This window comes from Paenibacillus sp. KS-LC4 (assembly GCF_036894955.1).
Lineage (GTDB): Bacteria > Bacillota > Bacilli > Paenibacillales > Paenibacillaceae > Pristimantibacillus.
Genome location: NZ_CP145905.1, coordinates 1503305 through 1520758, shown reverse-complemented (window position 1 = coordinate 1520758; position 17454 = coordinate 1503305). Strand labels below are relative to the sequence as shown.

15 protein-coding genes are annotated in these 17454 nt (G+C 49.2%); 7 read left to right on the top strand and 8 right to left on the bottom strand.

What is annotated here, in order from left to right; all coding sequences use genetic code 11:
• Positions 1-253 precede the first annotated feature (253 nt).
• Positions 254-2575 carry an alpha-xylosidase gene (gene yicI, locus V5J77_RS06495; RefSeq protein WP_338554961.1) on the bottom strand — a complete coding sequence of 774 codons (2322 nt, stop codon included), beginning with the start codon at positions 2573-2575 and terminating at the stop codon, positions 254-256.
• A 149-nt stretch (positions 2576-2724) separates the two neighbouring features.
• Between yicI and V5J77_RS06490 the strand changes: the two genes are divergently transcribed.
• The 3 genes from V5J77_RS06490 (at position 2725) to V5J77_RS06480 (ending at position 4758) form a co-directional block, all read left to right on the top strand.
• Entirely contained in the window at positions 2725-3657 is a 933-nt protein-coding gene (locus V5J77_RS06490) for an AraC family transcriptional regulator (RefSeq protein WP_338554960.1), read from the top strand.
• Positions 3658-3733: 76 nt separating this feature from the next.
• A complete protein-coding gene (locus tag V5J77_RS06485; protein WP_046228538.1) occupies positions 3734-3961 on the top strand; it encodes a hypothetical protein in 228 nt (75 codons plus the stop codon).
• A gap of 218 nt (positions 3962-4179) precedes the next feature.
• A complete protein-coding gene (locus V5J77_RS06480) occupies positions 4180-4758 on the top strand; it encodes a hypothetical protein (RefSeq protein WP_338554958.1) in 579 nt (192 codons plus the stop codon).
• Positions 4759-4864: 106 nt separating this feature from the next.
• Here V5J77_RS06480 and V5J77_RS06475 read toward each other — a convergent pair whose 3' ends face one another.
• Together V5J77_RS06475 and V5J77_RS06470 are read right to left on the bottom strand one after the other, a co-directional pair.
• Positions 4865-5932, bottom strand: a complete 1068-nt coding sequence (locus V5J77_RS06475) for an anthranilate phosphoribosyltransferase (RefSeq protein ID WP_338554957.1) — start codon at positions 5930-5932, stop codon at positions 4865-4867.
• Positions 5933-5944: 12 nt separating this feature from the next.
• Entirely contained in the window at positions 5945-6565 is a 621-nt protein-coding gene (locus tag V5J77_RS06470) for an ANTAR domain-containing protein (RefSeq protein WP_338554956.1), read from the bottom strand.
• Between the two features lie 302 nt (positions 6566-6867).
• Here V5J77_RS06470 and nirB point away from each other — a divergent pair, with 302 nt between their 5' ends.
• The 4 genes from nirB to cobA all read left to right on the top strand — a co-directional run bounded on the left by nirB (position 6868) and on the right by cobA (position 11403).
• Complete coding sequence (gene nirB / locus V5J77_RS06465) at positions 6868-9303, top strand: nitrite reductase large subunit NirB (RefSeq protein ID WP_338554955.1); 2436 nt, start codon at positions 6868-6870, stop codon at positions 9301-9303.
• 18 nt (positions 9304-9321) lie between these two features.
• Complete coding sequence (gene nirD / locus V5J77_RS06460; protein WP_338554954.1) at positions 9322-9633, top strand: nitrite reductase small subunit NirD; 312 nt, start codon at positions 9322-9324, stop codon at positions 9631-9633.
• A 115-nt stretch (positions 9634-9748) separates the two neighbouring features.
• Positions 9749-10618, top strand: a complete 870-nt coding sequence (locus V5J77_RS06455) for a formate/nitrite transporter family protein (protein ID WP_338554953.1) — start codon at positions 9749-9751, stop codon at positions 10616-10618.
• Positions 10618-11403 (top strand): uroporphyrinogen-III C-methyltransferase, encoded by a 786-nt coding sequence (gene cobA / locus V5J77_RS06450; protein WP_338556599.1) that lies wholly within the window; start codon positions 10618-10620, stop codon positions 11401-11403. The genes V5J77_RS06455 and cobA overlap by 1 nt, the downstream gene beginning before the upstream one ends.
• 107 nt (positions 11404-11510) lie before the next feature.
• Here the strand turns inward: cobA and V5J77_RS06445 are convergent, their stop codons facing one another.
• The 5 genes from V5J77_RS06445 to V5J77_RS06425 all read right to left on the bottom strand — a co-directional run bounded on the left by V5J77_RS06445 (position 11511) and on the right by V5J77_RS06425 (position 17333).
• Positions 11511-13217 carry a GMC family oxidoreductase gene (locus V5J77_RS06445; protein ID WP_338554952.1) on the bottom strand — a complete coding sequence of 569 codons (1707 nt, stop codon included), beginning with the start codon at positions 13215-13217 and terminating at the stop codon, positions 11511-11513.
• On the bottom strand, positions 13210-13869 hold the full coding sequence (locus tag V5J77_RS06440) for a hypothetical protein (RefSeq protein ID WP_338554951.1): 660 nt from the start codon (positions 13867-13869) through the stop codon (positions 13210-13212). Before V5J77_RS06440 ends, V5J77_RS06445 begins: the two co-directional genes overlap by 8 nt.
• Positions 13870-14017: 148 nt before the next feature.
• Positions 14018-14740 (bottom strand): hypothetical protein, encoded by a 723-nt coding sequence (locus V5J77_RS06435; RefSeq protein ID WP_338554950.1) that lies wholly within the window; start codon positions 14738-14740, stop codon positions 14018-14020.
• 130 nt (positions 14741-14870) lie between these two features.
• A complete protein-coding gene (locus V5J77_RS06430) occupies positions 14871-15977 on the bottom strand; it encodes a rhamnogalacturonan acetylesterase (protein WP_338554949.1) in 1107 nt (368 codons plus the stop codon).
• A 99-nt stretch (positions 15978-16076) separates the two neighbouring features.
• Positions 16077-17333, bottom strand: coding sequence for an MFS transporter (locus V5J77_RS06425; RefSeq protein ID WP_338554948.1), 1257 nt, complete (start codon positions 17331-17333; stop codon positions 16077-16079).
• Between the last annotated feature and the right edge of the window lie 121 nt (positions 17334-17454).

Sequence of the window (17454 nt, the reverse complement as noted above, 5' to 3'; positions counted from 1 at the left end):
TTGGCCGCACTCCTTTATATTGTGAATTTAATGTCTCCAGTCTTGTAACTTACATTTAAAATTATATAGAAGGAGCGCTGCAAAAAACAGCTGTCATGTTAGTCTTTTTATATGTTATTTTGCTGCATGAAGTCTTGCACGCCAGGAAAAAAACGCCCTGCAACGACTGTTGATCCGGTCGTCACAAGGCGCTGGTCTGTTATAAATAAACATCGTGCATGATGCCGTTTGTTTATTTCATTCATTATTTCATTTACTTCAACGTAATCGTCAGCGCCGTTTCTTTCGCGCCAGCAGCAATGGATACAACGCCGTCCACAAGCGAAGCCGCGCCATCGACTTTTGCCACTTCGCCAATGCCATGAAGGGTCAGACTGAGCGCTTTGCCGCTGCCCTGTACTTTCACGGAGACTTCATTGCCTTCGCGTTTCATGGTAACGAGCAGCTCGGCAGCTCCTTTCAAGTCGCGAACCGTGGTCGATGCCGATGCTCCATCAGCAAGGCTGTAAGCCGTCAGCTTTACGCCATCCGCATAGTCATAATCCGGTTTCGTGTCATTCGCACCGATTGCAATGATCGAATTTGGACGAACGAATAATGGAAGCGAGAGGAAATCATGCGTTTCCTTAAACCATTTTCCACCTTCTACAATCTCTCCAGTCAGCAGATGCGTCCAGCTTCCTTCCGGCAAATAATATTGCACAAAGCCGTTTTCGTCGAATACAGGAGCAACCATAATGGAATCACCCAGCATGTACTGGCGATCAAGGAATTCGGAGGTTGGGTCCTCCGGGAATTCCAGCACCATAGCACGCATCGACGGCAAGCCATGCTCCACCGCTTGCGCAGCTGTATTAAACAGGTAAGGCATCAGGCTACATTTGAGCTTCGTGAAGAAGCGGGTAACATCAACCGCCTCCGTGTCATACGCCCAAGGCACCCGGTACGATCTGCTGCCATGCAGCCGGCTGTGGCTGGAAAGCAAGCCAAACGCAAGCCAGCGCTTGAAGACATGGGCTGGAGCAGTACTCTCAAAGCCGCCGATATCATGGCTCCAGAAGCCAAAGCCGGACAAGCCTAGCGACAGGCCGCCGCGCAGCGATTCAGCCATGGACTCATAATCCGCGTAGCAATCTCCGCCCCAGTGAACCGGGAACTTTTGACCGCCAACGGTAGCGGAACGCGCGAACAGCGCAGCTTCATTTTTGCCCAGCTTCTCTTCCAATACCTCAAATACAACCTTATTGTATTGGTAGGTGTAGAAATTATGCATTTTTTCAGGGTCAGAGCCGTCGTGGTACACCACATTGGTCGGAATTCGCTCGCCGAAGTCGGTTTTAAAGCTGTCGACGCCCATATCTACAAGCTCACGCAGATAGCCTTTGTACCATTCGCAGGCCGCAGGATTCGAGAAGTCCACAATGCCCATGCCAGGCTGCCACATATCCCATTGCCATACGTCGCCATTTGGTTTTTTGATCAAGTAGCCCTTTTCCCTGGCCTCTTCGAACAGACGGGAGCGCTGTGCAATGTAAGGATTTATCCATACGCAGATTTTTAGCCCCTTGTTCTTCAGGCGTTTCAGCATGCCGACAGGGTCCGGGAATATCCGCTCGTCCCATTTGAAATCCGTCCAGTGGAAATCGCGCATCCAGAAACAGTCGAAGTGGAATACATGCAGCGGCAAGCCGCGCTCTTCCATGCCATCGACGAAGGAGTTCACCGTTGCTTCATCATAATTGGTTGTAAAAGAGGTCGACAGCCATAGTCCGAACGTCCATGCCGGCGGCAAAGAAGGCTTGCCGGTCAGCTCGGTATATTTGCCAAGCACCTCTTTAATCGACGGGCCATCTATAACGAAATATTCAAGGGATTCGCCGGACACATGAAATTGAACCTTTTTCACTTTCTCCGACGCAATCTCAAAGGAAACGAGATCCGGTTGGTTGACGAATACGCCGTAGCCTTTATTCGTTACATAGAAGGGAATATTTTTATACGCTTGCTCGGAGCTTGTGCCGCCATCCTGATTCCAAATATCAACGACCTGGCCGTTGCGCACGAAAGGAGTAAAACGCTCGCCGAGCCCATAAACCCATTCGCCCACACCAAGATCAAGCTCCTCGCGCATATAGGCTTTCTCCTTGCCTTCCGTAATATACGCCATCGACTTCTGCTGACTTCCGGTAATGCGCTCTGAGCCGCGGTAAAAATCCACTGACCACTCCGGGCCTTTGCGAATATGAACACTAAGGCTGCCGCTTGTCAGGATCGCCGCTTCTTCTGTTTCTTCTATAGTAACAAAATTGCCGGTTTCCTTCGTCAGCTCGAATACAGGACCACGCTCACGCACGCCCATGTGATGAATCAGCTTGACGCCTACAACACCTGGCATCGGAGAATGAAACCGAACCGTAAGCAGCATCGTATCTAACATATTGGAACGTGACAAAATAGGACGCGGAGACGCATAAGCGGTAAGCACGCCATCCTTTTGCTCAAAATCATGGGCTTGTACCGCGCCAAGAAGGTTGTACTGCTCACGCAGCATCCAGTTGCCGTCAGTAAATTTCATAATAGAACCGACCTTTCTGCTTATATAATAGGTGTTTGACTTTTAAATCGTTCTATTTTGCATTATACTGATAAGCAAAGCAACAAACTAACAGAATTATGCCCATTTATAACACCATTCTGACTTTTCATCACCGGAGGTTGACTGCAATGGATTTGACGCTGCGTCATTCGCTCAGGGAAGACCGCATGCACGGCGATGTTACCTTTCCTCTTGCTGCTTACTGGATGGAATATGCCCCCGGTGAGGTAAATGTAGATTGCCACTGGCATGACGAGGCTGAGTTTCTAGTTGTATTAGAGGGCGAAATGCTCTTCCAGATTGACACGGAGTATTTTCCCGTTCGCGCAGGCGAAGCCGTCTTCATCGACAGCGGAGATATCCATGCGGGGCACTCTTTAAATGGCTCCTCCTGCACCTATTGCGCCATCGTTTTTGACGTTCGCTGGCTGGATAGCACAAGCTACGATGCTGTACAAGAAACTTGCGTTCGTCCGTTCCAAGAGAAGAAAAAGACGTTCCCGAGGCACATATCACCGGACAACGGTTGGAAGCGGCAGCTGCTATTCCTGCTCCGATCAATGATCAACTGCTGCCGAGCTCCTTATGCTGGTTTTGAAGCGGCGGTGAAAGGGTATTTTTACTTAATGCTGCATGAGATCGCCATCGAGAACCGAGCGTGCAATCGCAGCGAGGCAAGATCGGATGACAGAACTCGAATAGAGCGACTTAAGAAAAGCATCCTCTATATCCAGCTGCATTATCGCAGACCCATACGCATTGGCGAGCTGGCGGAGCAAATTCCGATGAGCGAAGGACAGTTTTTCCGTTTTTTCAAATCAATGACGAGGCAGACGCCGGTTGAATATTTGAACGCCTATCGGGTGAATCAGGCGGCCGAGCTGCTGCTGCATACGGAACGCAAAATTTCAGACATCGCGCTGGAGGTCGGCTTCGACCATATCAGCTATTTTGTTAAAGTATTTCGCAAGACGTTGAACTGCACCCCGTCCGAATTTCGTAAGCAAAAGCGGAATCCAGTCCAAAATAGAAAAAATTACGATTTTGTAACCTTTTCATAACTTTTTTTTAAGATTCGCTTAAGATTCATCAAGTAAAGTAAAATTAAAATTAGCCAATGAGCGGAGGAAATCCTTTATGAAAACAATGCTGTTGTTTCAAAATAAAACGATTCCCGTCTATATAACGGATACGAATAAAAAAGCTGTCGAGAAATTGACCGATGTACTGAACCGCAAGCTGAACACGGGAAAAAATGCACTTAAGCTCTGTATCAAGTCGCTGATCAGCGTCGAAATTGTCGGCAGCGAAGCTACGCTGCATTCGTATCATGAGAAGGATACGTTAACCATTTCCCTATACTAAGGAGAATGAGACGTATACATGCTTGTATTTAGAGAAAAGCATGCTTGCGACAATGCCTTTTTCGATAAATGGACAAGCTCTAGCTGTAAAATATAGTTCTCTCCAGCAGGCGGAATGCTACCGCCTGCTTTATGTTTTTTCGCTTATTTGCGCAAAAAGATCCTTACTTTAAACGATTTAAGTGGTATACTAATTTTACTACTTTTGGGGGCTGTTAAATGAGCGAACAAATGAATCGTATTGAGCAGTTATTAATCCAATTTGCACAGCAAACGAATGAAAAGCTTGATCAAGTCGACAAGCGTCTTGATCAGGTTGATAAGCGTCTTGATCAGGTCGATACTCGTTTGGATCAGATGGACAAGCGTCTTGATCAGGTCGATACTCGTTTGGATCAGATGGACAAGCGTCTTGATCAGGTCGATATTCGTTTGGATCAGATGGATAAGCGTTTTGATCAGGTCGATACTCGTTTGGATCAGATGGACAAGCGTTTTGATCAGGTCGATACTCGTTTGGATCAGATGGACAAGCGTTTTGATCAGGTCGATACTCGACTCGATCAAATGCAAATTCAGCTTGATCGCATCGAAGTCGCGCAGAACGAAGATATTATTAGTATTGTTCGCCATACACATGACAAGGTTTCACATGTTAGTCAGGGGGTAACCAGCCTCAAACAAGATGTCGAATACATTGTGAAAGAACAGTCCATTATTAAGCTGGAAATTGAGCGTCTGAAGCATAAACAGCCATTGTTTTCTAATCAATATAAACAGGTGGTCGAAGACTATTAAGTCACATCCAAAATTTATAAAAAAGCAGCCTTCACATCGCCCCCGACGCGAGCTTGAAGACTGCTTTTTTCATGTAAATGAATAGGATAACTATACATGGTTACGATTAAAGCGTTGTAACCGTCGCCTTATGAAGCGGGTGCTGCTGCTGCGAAACAAGCAAGCTAACCTTCCACTTCACATAGAGCTCCCATGCCGTTCCATTGTCAATCAAATCCTTGCACGTATACAAGCCTTCTTCGATGGAATCGACGCGCTCTGCCAAATGAAGCCGAACCGCTGCATTAAGCAGCACCTGATTCATAAAAGCAAGATGGCCGCCTCCGTTAAGCACAGCCTCCGTCTCGGCAATTTGCTCAGCAGGCGTCCAGTCGACCTCAGGAGGCGTCAGCTCCAGACCATACGCATCCGGATCAATCATTTGCAGGCTGGCTTCGCCGTTCTCCACCTGGTACGTCCTCGTCGGCCGCTCGATGAACAAATCCTCCGAGCCCTCCATCCCTTGAACAATGAGCGCCTTCTTATAGTTCAAATTCATCATTAGCTTTGACGTGCGGTCAAACACCGTATTGTGATAAACGCCAAATATGATATAAGGCGAATGCCCATAATCGACAAGCTTCTCAGCTGTGTTCAGCACCGTTCTCATGCCCATCTCCTCACGCAGTCCATGCAGCCGCTTAAGCGGCGGACACCACTCTTCTGCTGGAACGAACAAAATGCCCGTCTCCCTAGCAGCTGCAAGTGATGCCTCCTGTGAAAGCTGCTTCGGATCTATACCCAGCTCAAACAGCAGATCCTGCAGCGTAATGCCCCATTTGGGAGGAAGCGAAGCAGTGCCGTGCAGCGTAACCGGTAATCCAGCCGCCGCTAAGACGAAGGAGGTCGCGAATGTGGCGTAAAATGATTTTTTCCTGCCGTCATATGGTCCTGCACAGTCTATCCCCTCCTGCACATGCTCGCGGCGGGCCTGGCTCCGGCACACGTTAACGAACGCTTCAAGCTCCTCAACGCTTTCCATTTTAATCCGCTCCGCCATAAAAAAAGCGCCAATCTGAGCCTGAGTCGCCTCCAGATTCACAATCCATTCGGCTGCTTGCACCGCTTCAGCATAGGTCAAATCACGCGCTCCCCTTTTGCCGCGCCCGACTTCCTTCAGTAGATTGGTGATCATTGGTACTCCCCCTTATTTTTGCTCCTGCAGCAGCTGATATACCTTCACAATGGATGTTGCTACATCCACGAGTCGTTTGCGTTCATTCATCGCCTGCTTGCGCAGCAAGTCATAAGCCTCCGCTTCGGAAACTTTTTTGATGTCGCATAAAATACCCTTGGCCATATCGATCCATTTCCGTTCTTCCAGACGGCCCTCCAGCTGCTGGCGCTCCATATGCCATTGCTGACGCTCGCTGCATTGCTTGGCGCCAAAATGGAATGCCCAATGCAGCTCCTGCTCGCTCATAAGCGGCGTAATGATGCCATCCACCGGAAGATCATCCTCGCAAAAAGCATTCGAAAGCGTTGCGGTTTCGGCACTGCACCACCAAAGCATCGGAATCTTTTTCCAACCTAGCAGCTTAGTGCCCCAATACTTTACGTCGTTTAATGGGAGATTTAATACTACCGCATCCGCTTGAGTCATATGCTTGCGCGCAAGCTCCTCGCTGCTGCCATACAAAACAAAGTAACCGCTGGATTCCAATATAGCTTCTGGAAAAAGGCTGCTTATATCACGGTCTGCCTGGTTTTTCTGTTGTTTAGGCTCCCGCTCGACTGCTTTATGTTCAATTAGTAATAAAGAACGCATTCAGGAGCGCCCCCTCCTAGTTAACTGTTGTGAATATTTATAACACAAAGACCTTTAATTTGTCGACACCTCAAATTATACAACAATTCGCGTAAGCTATATTGACACAATATAAAAATCCAGTGTATAGTAGCACTATCAACTATAACGTTTTTCACGAGTACAATGGCGTATTCGATTGAACCGGCAATGGAGCCTGGTTTCGTTCTACCAAGGGAAGCACAATTGTGTCCTTGGCAGCGAAATCAGGCTTTTTATATTTCCCTAGACAGAGCTGCCCTATTTGAGAGGAGAGAACCATTATGACAGACTCTAAAAAATTAGTCCTTATCGGCAACGGCATGGCAGGTGTCCGTGCAATCGAGCATTTGCTCAAGCTCGCCCCAGACGCTTACGAAATCACGATTTTCGGTGCGGAGCCGCACCCTAACTATAATCGTATTATGTTGTCCACCGTACTCGCGGGCAGTACCGAGCTTAAAGATATCATTATTAATGATTGGAATTGGTACAAGGAGAACAGCATTACGCTTCACACGAATCAGACGATCAAGAAGATCGATACGCAGCGCAAGGTTGTTATTTCCGACAGCGGTATGGAAGTCTCTTATGATGAAGTGATTATCGCAACAGGCTCCAAAGCCTTTATGCTCCCTATTCCCGGCGCAGACAAAGAAGGCGTCATTGCCTTCCGTGACATTCAAGATTGCGAGAAAATGTTCAGTGCTGCAAAAACGTACAAAAAAGCAGCCGTTATCGGCGCTGGCCTGCTCGGCTTGGAGGCTGCCCGCGGCTTGCTCAACCTCGGTATGGAAGTCACGGTCATTCATAAGCATCCTTATATTATGGAACGACAGCTTGATGAAGCGGCCTCGCTCATGCTGAGAAAGGAGCTTGAAGCGCAAGGCATGAAATTTTTATTAAGCAAGCACTCTGCTTCTATCACAGGCCGCGGCAGAGTCAAGGAGCTGCAATTTACCGATGGAAGCCACTTGGCTACTGACCTAATCGTGATGGCGGTCGGTATTCGTCCGAATGTCGATTTGGCTAAAAGCTCCGGTATTGACTATAACAACGGCATACTCGTCGATGATTTTATGAATACGAACATCCCTCATGTATCCGCACTCGGAGAATGTGTCGAGCATAGAGGCGTTGCTTACGGCCTTGTGGCTCCATTGTATGAGCAAGGCGCAGTGCTTGCGAAACGTCTTGCTGGCGTGGAAACGGCTGGTTATGCCGGATCGGTAACTTCCACCAAGCTAAAGGTTTCCGGCGTCGATGTTTTTTCAGCGGGGCGCTTTGTTGAGACCGAAGGCTCACGCGCCATGCGGATTCAAGATGATGTGGCAGGCACTTATAAAAAGCTCGTTATACGGAACGGCAAGCTGGTTGGTGCAGTATTATTCGGAGACACAGCAGATGGCGCTTCGTTGTTTGCTTCCATTAAAAGCGGAGATTCGATTGAAGGCCGCGAGAAAGAACTGCTGCTCGGCATTTCGAGCGATCTGCTTGGCAAGTCAGGTGGCGGTGCAAGCCGTCTGGAAAATATGCCCGATGATGAAATCGTCTGCGGCTGCAATGGCGTCACTAAAGGTGCCATTGGCGATGCGGTCCTTAATAAAGGCTGCCATACATTTGGGGAGCTAAAAGCCTGCACGAAGGCGTCCGCATCCTGCGGCGGCTGCAAGGCTGACGTCGAAGGACTGCTGCATTTCTACGCAGGTGATAAGGTCGGTGAATCGGCGAAGGAAGGAATTTGCGGCTGTACATCGCTTGGCCGTGATGAAATCGTCGAACAAATCCAAAGCATGCGTCTGATGACGGTCAAAGAAGTGATGCATGTGCTCGATTGGAATAACAAAGAAGGCTGCTCCAAGTGCCGCCCTTCCCTCAACTACTATCTAGGTATGCTGTTCCCAGAGGAATATGTCGATGAGAAGGAGTCCCGCTTCACGAATGAACGTTATCATGCCAACATTCAGAAGGATGGCACTTATTCCGTTGTCCCACGTATTTATGGCGGCGTGACGACTCCAGCAGACTTGATTAAAATCGCTTCGGTAGCAGAGAAATTCAATGTGCCGCTGGTGAAATTTACAGGCGGTCAGCGCCTTGACTTATTCGGTGTAAAGAAAGAAGATTTGCCAAAAATGTGGGAGGAGCTGGAGATGGCATCGGGCCACGCCTACGGAAAGACGCTCCGCACCGTCAAAACATGCGTCGGCAATACGTTCTGTCGCTTCGGCACACAGGATGCGATGGCTATGGGCATTAAGCTGGAAAAAGCTTTTGAGCGACTGAACGCTCCAGCGAAGTTCAAGCTGGCGGTATCAGGATGCCCCCGCAACTGTGCGGAAGCAACGATTAAAGATTTGGGCGTCGTAGCTATTGATGGAGCATGGGAAATTCATGTGGGCGGTAATGCTGGCGTAAAGGTAAGAGCCTGTGACCTGCTGACTACGGTAAAAACAGAAGAAGAGGTTATGGAATGGACGAGTGCTTACTTGCAATACTACCGCGAAACAGGACAGTGGAATGAGCGGACCGCACACTGGATCGACCGTGTCGGTCTTGATACAGTGAAGAAAGCGTTGGAGAAGCAGGAAGACCGCCTCGCGCTAATGGAGCGTGTACAGAAAGCACTCAGTGTGACGACAGACCCATGGAAAGAAATTGTTGATAATGATGAATTGCGTAAAAACTTCGAACCGATTTCCGGCCCGCTGCCGGTTTAACATCAGGAGGGAATAAATATGAGCAAGCTGCTGATTGGGAAATTATCTGATATTGATATTCGCGGCTCGCGCACCGTGCGTGTGAAGGAGACGGACCTTGCATTATTCCGTCTTGAGGACGGCAGTGTGCTGGCTATTGAAAATCGTTGTCCGCATAAGGGCGGACTATTATCCGAAGGCATGGTCTGCGGTACAGTTGTCCATTGTCCACTGCATGACTGGAAGGTTGACCTCCAAAGCGGATTGGTCAAGGAGCCGGATGATGGCTGTGTAATGACTTTTGACACCGAAATTGATCCAGAGGACGGCGCTATCTATATAACGCTTTAATTTAAATTAATACCATTTATAAATATTACTGATTTCCTAATATCATCGTTTTACTTTTATAATAGAGAGCAAGTTGAGCAAGTTATGCCATTGTTAATCTTAAGGAGAAACCATTATGTCCTACATTAAACCCGCAGAAGTATTAGACGCTATGATTGATACCGGGGCGGCAAAAGCAAATGCCGGCACGCTGCAAATGCTCGTTCGCGGGTTTCTCGGGGGAGCGATTTTGGCTTTTGCCACAACGCTTGCGTTTACAGCAACGAGCCAAACCTCACTTGGTCTTGCAGGCGCTCTCGTATTTCCAGCCGGGTTCGTTATCATTGTTCTCCTTGGATTGGAGCTTGTTACTGGCAGCTTTGCACTCCTTCCGCTAGCTGTTCATGCCCGCAGAACGAGCGTATCCCGAATGCTGTCCCATTTTATTTGGGTGATCGCTGGACACCTCATAGGCTGCGCAGCCTATGCGCTGTTGTATGGTTTAGTCATTACGAAAATGTTCACCGATATGAGCAACCCGCTCATTCAAATGATTATACAGCTTAGCGAAACGAAAACCATTGGCTACAAGCATATGGGGTATGAGGGCATGATGCTCGTTGTTATTAAAGCCATTTTGTGCAACTGGATGGTAACCCTTGGCATTGTAATGGCCATGACCTCCAAATCGACGGGCGCCAAAATCATTGCGATGTGGCTGCCAATCGTCATCTTCTTCGCCCAAGGCTTTGAACATGCCGTCGTTAATATGTTCGTCATTCCCGCAGGCATGCTGTTTGGCGCGCATGTCAGCCTTTCTGATTGGTGGGTATGGAATCAAATCCCCGTACTCGTCGGCAACTTTATAGGCGGTGCAGTGTTCACAGGGATGATGCTGTATTTGTCCCATTCTTCGCCGAAAAACCAAGCTGCAGACGTTAAAGCACAGTTAAAATCCGAGCCAGCAGCAGTTGAAGCAATTGTCGCCAAAGGAAGTGGTCTATGATGAAGCAAGCACCAGGTACGGTTTATATTGTCGGAGCAGGTCCAGGCGATCCCGAGCTCATTACTGTAAAAGCCATGCGGCGCATCCAGTCGGCTGATATTATTTTGTATGACAGGCTTGCTACAACTGAGCTGCTCGATTATGCCAGCAAAAACGTCGAGCTCATCTATTGCGGCAAAGCACCGAACGCCCATGCTATACCGCAGGAGCAAATAAATAAACTGCTTGTACAATATGCCAACCAAGGAAAAAATGTCGTTCGGCTAAAGGGCGGCGACCCCTTCATCTTCGGACGCGGCGGCGAGGAAACGCTGGAGCTTTCCAAGCATGGCATTCCTTATGAGGTAATTCCTGGTATTACGTCCGCCATTGGAGCAGCGGCAACCGCGAATATTCCGCTTACACACCGAGAGCATGCGTCATCCTTCGCCTGCGTCACAGGTACGCGCTGTCATGGGGATAAGGCTCCTGTACGCTGGGATCTCCTCGCACACAGCGTAGATACTTTAGCTATATATATGGGCGTCAGCCAGCTTGGCGCCATTCGCGAGGAACTGCTGAAGCACGGGAAAGCAGCTACGACACCTGTTGCGCTTATTGAACGAGGCACCACCTCAAGGCAGCGCACCTTTACTGGCACGCTTGAGCATATTCATCATCTGGCCGCTTCCATACAGCTCAGCAACCCCGCGTTAATTATTATCGGCGAGGTTGTCAAAGTGCGGGAGCAGTTGCTCTTGGCAGAGCAGCAAGCGGAGCAACAGGCCGCGCAATTCATTGGCTGATAGATATTTCTAAATGCAAGAGACCCTGGGGAGCTAGCTCCCCAGGGTCTCTTGCATTTAAAGCAGCGCTTTCTGCCAATTCTAGGTTGTGTACGCAGATTTGAGCGTTATACAAAATAATTATTAAAAATCTTTTCGGCCGTTCGTGTGGCCAGCGCTTGTGTAGTAAGAGTCGGATTCGGTCCGCCGATGCCGTTGAAGTGCACGCTGTTATCAGCAATGAATAATCGCTTGACTTGCATCGCCTCGCAGTTCGTATCCGTAACGTATCCCATTCGCATGGTACTCTCAATATGAAGCATAAAACTAAATGGCGTATCCGAGCGAATGATCGTTTTGGCTCCTGCCTGCTTCAGCGTCTCGGCAGCATATCTGGCCAACTTATCACGCCTTTGCAGCGTTTTTATGCTTGGAACATAATGAACAACTGGAATCGGTCCATTCTCGTCCTTCAGAAGTGGGTCCACCTCTACCCTGTTGTGGTAAAGCGTTTCATCATCCGTGAGGAGCAGCATCGTCATCGTTCGAGTATAATTTCTCATGAGCTCTTTCAATTGAGGACCAACAATCCGGCCGTGAATATCCCATGGCGCTCCAGGTTCGGGAAGGTTTAGGCCATTAAAACCTGCCTCGCTGAAGCCATAAGTCAAATAAGACATTAAACCCGGGCTCAGGCAGGATACCTGAAAAATCCCCGTTCCCGGAATATCAACTCTGGCTCCCGAAGTGTGTCCCATATAGGGATAGACGGAAGGCATGCCCAGTATGCTCATTAGTTCCTTTTCATCAAAAACGCCTGAAACCCAGTCGAAGCAATGATTCGTCAAGCCTCTTCCTACCCAAGCATTATGGGGCAGTCCAGAATTTAGCCACAGACGCGGAGATTCGATGCAGCCTGCGGCCATGACGACGGTTTTGGCATTCAACTCTCCGATTTCCCTTGTCCATGTGTCTCGAAATTGTACGCCTGTTGCACGGAGCCCTTCTTTGGGATCCTGCTCTGTTAAAATTTTTATCGCGAAGGAATTAGGACGAATGGCAACGTTGCCGGTTTTGAGGGCAAGAGGAATATAGCTGACGAGAGTGCTTCTCTTGGCGATTTTATCTACTGAAGGCCCGACCGAGCACCCGTTGACACAGTTCCCCTTCAAGGTGCATCCTTCCATGTGCGATAATTGGTCCAATGAATAATTAGGGTCCATTAGATGTTCATTTGTTGGAAGAATCGCGTTGGGGTTCGGGCGATAACCCGGTGTTGTCACATTGAGTGTTGGTATGAGATGCCAGCCTGCTTTTTTAGCTCCATAGTAAAAAAGCTCTTCTTTCGGAGTTGTCGGTGCAAACTGGACAGGTAAAGTAGCTTCGGCTTTCTCGTAATAAGGGATCAGCTCTTGATAGCTGATTGGCCAAATCCCATCAACCGCGATAGGAAAAGCCCTTGGCGACTGCGTCCAATAATGCTGGGTCGTTCCGCCAACTCCGGATAGCTGCCAGATATCTCCCTTCTGGCGCATAACTCGGTGCCAAGGTGTGCGCCTCCGGTCTGCCGGACCGAAGCGGAACACGCCGGACACTACATCATTCATATTGTTCTCGTACCCATTGTAAAGCTTTTTATAGAGGCCCACATCCAAATCATTGTAGCTGGAGCTCCATTCCCCACCACGTTCGCTGTTCGGTTTTTCCCAGTTTTTATTGCCATACCACGGGCCAGCTTCAAGCACCAATACTTGCAGCCCAGCCTCCGCGAGCTCCTTGGCGACGACAGCTCCGCCGCCGCCTGATCCAATTACGATGACATCGGCATCATACAATGGTGGATTTCCCTCCCTCTCGAACGATGGTCAGCTTATAACCTAGCAGCGCCCGATAACCCGGGACGACGCCTGGATAGCCGACCTGCTTCCAACTAATCGGAAAATATTCCAATCTTCGCTCGGTGGGCGTGACGAGCCGCGTCTTACCGTAGGCGGACCACTCCGAGTAATTGCCAAACATCGTTTGCCTAGTTAGAAAATCGACTATAAATCGGACATTTCCACCGTTATACTGATACGGAGGCTGCAAAACTCCAAGATCAACATCAAGCTGTTCAAGCATTGCCAGAACCCGAATTCTGTCGATAGGAGAAAGCGCGGCATAAGGACTACTTCCCCAAATCGCGTGGTTTGGAGCATGCTGCGCCCGTCCGGAAGTGACAAGCTCGACAGCACCTGAATTAAGCAATTGAGCTGTTGGAGCAGCTAGCGTAATGATAGTAAGATGTGTGCCTAAAAACAGGGAAAGACTATGATCCAATTCCCAAATCATATACTCATGTATGTGCAAATCTACCGCGCCGGCCGCTTGCTCTGCTCCGTACATGGCAAGCGCAGGAGTATTGGGCACAATCGCTTCCACAAGCGCCCGGAACGTCGCTATCGTAAGAGAGTCAACGGAATTCATATATGATTTTTTTGAATACATATCAGATTCCACCCTTTGTGAGCAAAGATGTTAGCGTCTTGACTCAATATAACAAAATCTATTCCGTTAGTTTGGCTATTATTCTTACGCAAACAAAGGAAAGAACAGCCATTATGGCCGCTCTTTCCTTTGTTTGGTTACAATGACCTTATGAAGTTGCTGTAGGAGCTGCTTCCGCCGCAGCATCAGAGCCTTGGCCCGCTGTACCTGTACCACCACCTGCGCCTTGGCCGCCTGGACGGCCTCCACCCATTCCTCCACCCATCATGCCGCCGATTTGAATCGTCGCCGCATTCTGTGTGCCATCGGTTACCGTGTAGGTGACAATGTCATCGGCTTTCAAGTCGGAAAGCGTCTTTGCCGTTTCAACGCGCTGATTGTTTTCGAAGGAAATGGCCGTTATCGTTGTCGCATCGGTCACCGTCACTTCCACTGTCTCCTCGCTGAACATGTTCTCCATATTCATCCGGCCACCGCCCTGTCCTTGAGCAGCTTGTCCACCATCCTGTGCTGGCGGCTCCGGCTGAGTTCCATCTGGTGCCGCTCCTGCTTCACCTTGCTGTGCATCTCCTTGCGCTGGAGGTGTGCCGCCTCCTTGGCGGTCACCTGGCGTAAAGGACGATTTGAAGAGCGTAATAGTCTGCCCATCAATAGATTTGATCTTGCCCATTGTGCCTCCCATCATCATGTCGCCTCGACCCGAACCGCCCTGCGCTTGGTTAGCACCGGCATCCGCTTGTGTGCCACTCTGCGAAGCGGCCGCTTCCGTGCCCGCGGCAACAGTCGCATTTGTCGCTGTCTGATTGGCGCTGCATGCAGCCAAGGTGGCTGTTATGAGAATCGTACTTAGTATTGTTTTCCAATTTTTCATAAAGGTTCGCTTCCTTTCAATAAGCCTTGCTTGATTGTACAAGCTCAGCTTATCAAACCATTATGAACACCGTATGAATGCCCACTGAACGTCCGCTGAATGTGCAAAGCTCACTTCGCGCTAACAACGCTTAGCGAAACGAGACCTGTATAGCTCCCAGCCTCAATTGCTTCAGTTGCTCGACCACTAGGCCGGCAATTTGCAGCGCACCGCGCTCCTGAAAATGCGTATTGTCCTCTACGCCATTGGGGAAATTGATAAACTCGCCTGGGGCCGCCCACATAAATAAAGATTTCGTTGCTTCTGGACCAAGTCCCTCAAACAGCCTGCGGCTTTCCTCCGCCAAGTCGATTAACGGTACGTTTTCCTCCTCGGCAAGCTCCCTCATAGCAATCAAATATTCGCCATGCGTATCGACAAGACTACCATCTGCTTCATAAAATCGCCGCTGTACGGAAGTCACCAGCACAGGAAGCGCCTCGCGCTGCCGAGCCCCGTCTATGTATCGCTTTAAATATTCCTTATAAGTGGTAAAAGGCTCCGTGCGTCGCTCCTCATCCGGCTTCTGGTCATTATGGCCAAACTGGATCAACAGCACGTCGCGCGGCTTCATCCATTGAAAAATCTCATCGAGTCGCCCTTCTCCAATGAAGCTTTTTGAGCTGCGACCAGATACCGCCCTGTTCTCAATGGCTGCGTCCTGCTTAAACCATTTGGGCAGCATTTGGCCCCAGCCTGCATAAGGATAACCATCCTCCGGCTGATCCGTAACCGTTGAATCCCCGGCAAGAAAAATAGTCGGCGTATGGTTGGAGCAGAGCACCTCGAGTGCATTAATGCGCGGCGCCAATCCCGTAAAGGCCAAGCGGATTTGACCGTCTCTTACCGACAACGCGAAGCTGTAGCGAATAAACTCGCCCGCTATCGTCCTTAAGCGCTGGGCAACGAGCCGACCACAGCCCGCTTTAATCGTCGTCTCTGTAACGGTTATGGCATCGCCAATTAATAGATTCACGGTGTAGACACCATTTTCGACATCTAGCAAAAAAGAAGTTTCCAAAGGAATGCAGAAATCGCTGCCCATGCCCTCTGCTTCCTCCCGGCGCTTCGCCGTCACCTTCGTCACCGAGCTGAAGCCATAGCCTCTGCCTGGCTCGTACAACGTAGAGTCCGTTACCTTCACATGTCCATCCCTCGCGGCTCCAATACCGAAATCAAATCGAAAACCATCTGTCATTGTTGTTTTCCTCCTATACATGATTTTCAGCCGTATCCCACCCTGATTGTAAGCGTTCTCTAATATTCACGCAGGACAACCGTCCTGCCGCCTGTTTTTTTACTCTCCTGGCGTAATACCGTTTGCTAGCGGCGTTCCCGTCCGCTTGCGGTTGCCGATTATGAAAATCAGTGTCCCGACACAGCCAAAAATAGCAGCCCCGATCAGCAGCGTACTGAGAGGCACACTATCTGACAAACCTGCGCTCAGCAATGGCCCAAGCGTGCCTCTGATGCCAAACAGCATCAGATGGATACCGAATACGACCGCCTCCCGGCCGGGAGCGAGCCTAAAAATATAAGCCAAAATGCCGATATCCCAGATCGCTTCGCCAATTCCCTGAATGCCATTGCCGAGGATAACAGCAGGATAGGTACCTATAAATCCATAGAGCATCGGAACGATGGCATAGGCAGCAATGCCGCCCAATATCGTATAGCGGATATCAAAGCGGTCAATCATCCAGCCCGCAATAAAATAGGTGACCAGCAATCCGATAAAATAGGCGACTCGCGCATATCCAATCTGCACATTGCTTAGTTCAAGCACCTGCACCTGAATAATTTGATAAAGCGGAATGGACAGCATGTTGCCGAAGCCCGTAAGTGATGTTGCCGCCAGCAGTACAGCCAGCTTCTTATTGCCCAACACGAGCTTCCACTGATCCCGCAGCGAGAAGCGCGTTACGGCTGCTCCCGGAGCGACCACCTTTTTCAAAGGGATTTTCGGCAGACGCAGCGTTTGAAACAGCAATACAGACAATGTTCCTGCCGCTGCTGCACAGACGAGTGGCCACGACGTACCGGACGCATCTGCCCATTTTCCGACCAAATAAGCAAGCGGGATCATAATGGCTCCCATGGCCACTCTCACATAGCCCATCAGCCTGCCTCTTACATCTGGCGGATACATGCGGGATACTAATGCTGCATATGCCGGGGCCTGAATACCCATTAAAATTTGAAAAATAAGCGCTGTTGCCACGAACACTGAAGGATAAGCAAACAACGCCGGGAGCAGTAAAAGCAGCCTGCCAATTAAATTAGGAATAATCACAAATGGCTTCGGATTGTTGCTCTTCTCGATCCAGTTCGCCCACAGCGGCGAGAATATAAGACCGATCGCCGGAGCAGCGGACAATAGCCCTACTTGAAAGTTCGTCGCTCCCTGCTGTATTGCAAACGGCATGTAAAACTGGTTAAGCACGACATTAAACAAGCTGAATAATAGGGAGGCGCCCACATCAATTTTGGCGTTATACCATACACGAGGAGTCATTTGCATGCCAAATTTATGCAACCGGGCTTTCGTTTCCATCTTCTGCTGCTTCCTTTCGAATCACTCCATTTTCCCGAAGAGCGTTCATTCATTTACGTTACTTTCATTAGAGCAAAATTCAACAGGAAGCGCAACAGAAGATTTTTGCAAAAAAAAGAGA

Coding starts and splice junctions, on each gene's coding strand:
- yicI (WP_338554961.1), bottom strand. CDS start 2,575: ATGAAATTTACTGACGGCAACTGGATGCTGCGTGAGCAGTACAACCTT.
- V5J77_RS06490 (WP_338554960.1), top strand. CDS start 2,725: ATGGATTTGACGCTGCGTCATTCGCTCAGGGAAGACCGCATGCACGGC.
- V5J77_RS06485 (WP_046228538.1), top strand. CDS start 3,734: ATGAAAACAATGCTGTTGTTTCAAAATAAAACGATTCCCGTCTATATA.
- V5J77_RS06480 (WP_338554958.1), top strand. CDS start 4,180: ATGAGCGAACAAATGAATCGTATTGAGCAGTTATTAATCCAATTTGCA.
- V5J77_RS06475 (WP_338554957.1), bottom strand. CDS start 5,932: ATGATCACCAATCTACTGAAGGAAGTCGGGCGCGGCAAAAGGGGAGCG.
- V5J77_RS06470 (WP_338554956.1), bottom strand. CDS start 6,565: ATGCGTTCTTTATTACTAATTGAACATAAAGCAGTCGAGCGGGAGCCT.
- nirB (WP_338554955.1), top strand. CDS start 6,868: ATGACAGACTCTAAAAAATTAGTCCTTATCGGCAACGGCATGGCAGGT.
- nirD (WP_338554954.1), top strand. CDS start 9,322: ATGAGCAAGCTGCTGATTGGGAAATTATCTGATATTGATATTCGCGGC.
- V5J77_RS06455 (WP_338554953.1), top strand. CDS start 9,749: ATGTCCTACATTAAACCCGCAGAAGTATTAGACGCTATGATTGATACC.
- cobA (WP_338556599.1), top strand. CDS start 10,618: ATGAAGCAAGCACCAGGTACGGTTTATATTGTCGGAGCAGGTCCAGGC.
- V5J77_RS06440 (WP_338554951.1), bottom strand. CDS start 13,869: ATGTATTCAAAAAAATCATATATGAATTCCGTTGACTCTCTTACGATA.
- V5J77_RS06435 (WP_338554950.1), bottom strand. CDS start 14,740: ATGAAAAATTGGAAAACAATACTAAGTACGATTCTCATAACAGCCACC.
- V5J77_RS06430 (WP_338554949.1), bottom strand. CDS start 15,977: ATGACAGATGGTTTTCGATTTGATTTCGGTATTGGAGCCGCGAGGGAT.
- V5J77_RS06425 (WP_338554948.1), bottom strand. CDS start 17,333: ATGGAAACGAAAGCCCGGTTGCATAAATTTGGCATGCAAATGACTCCT.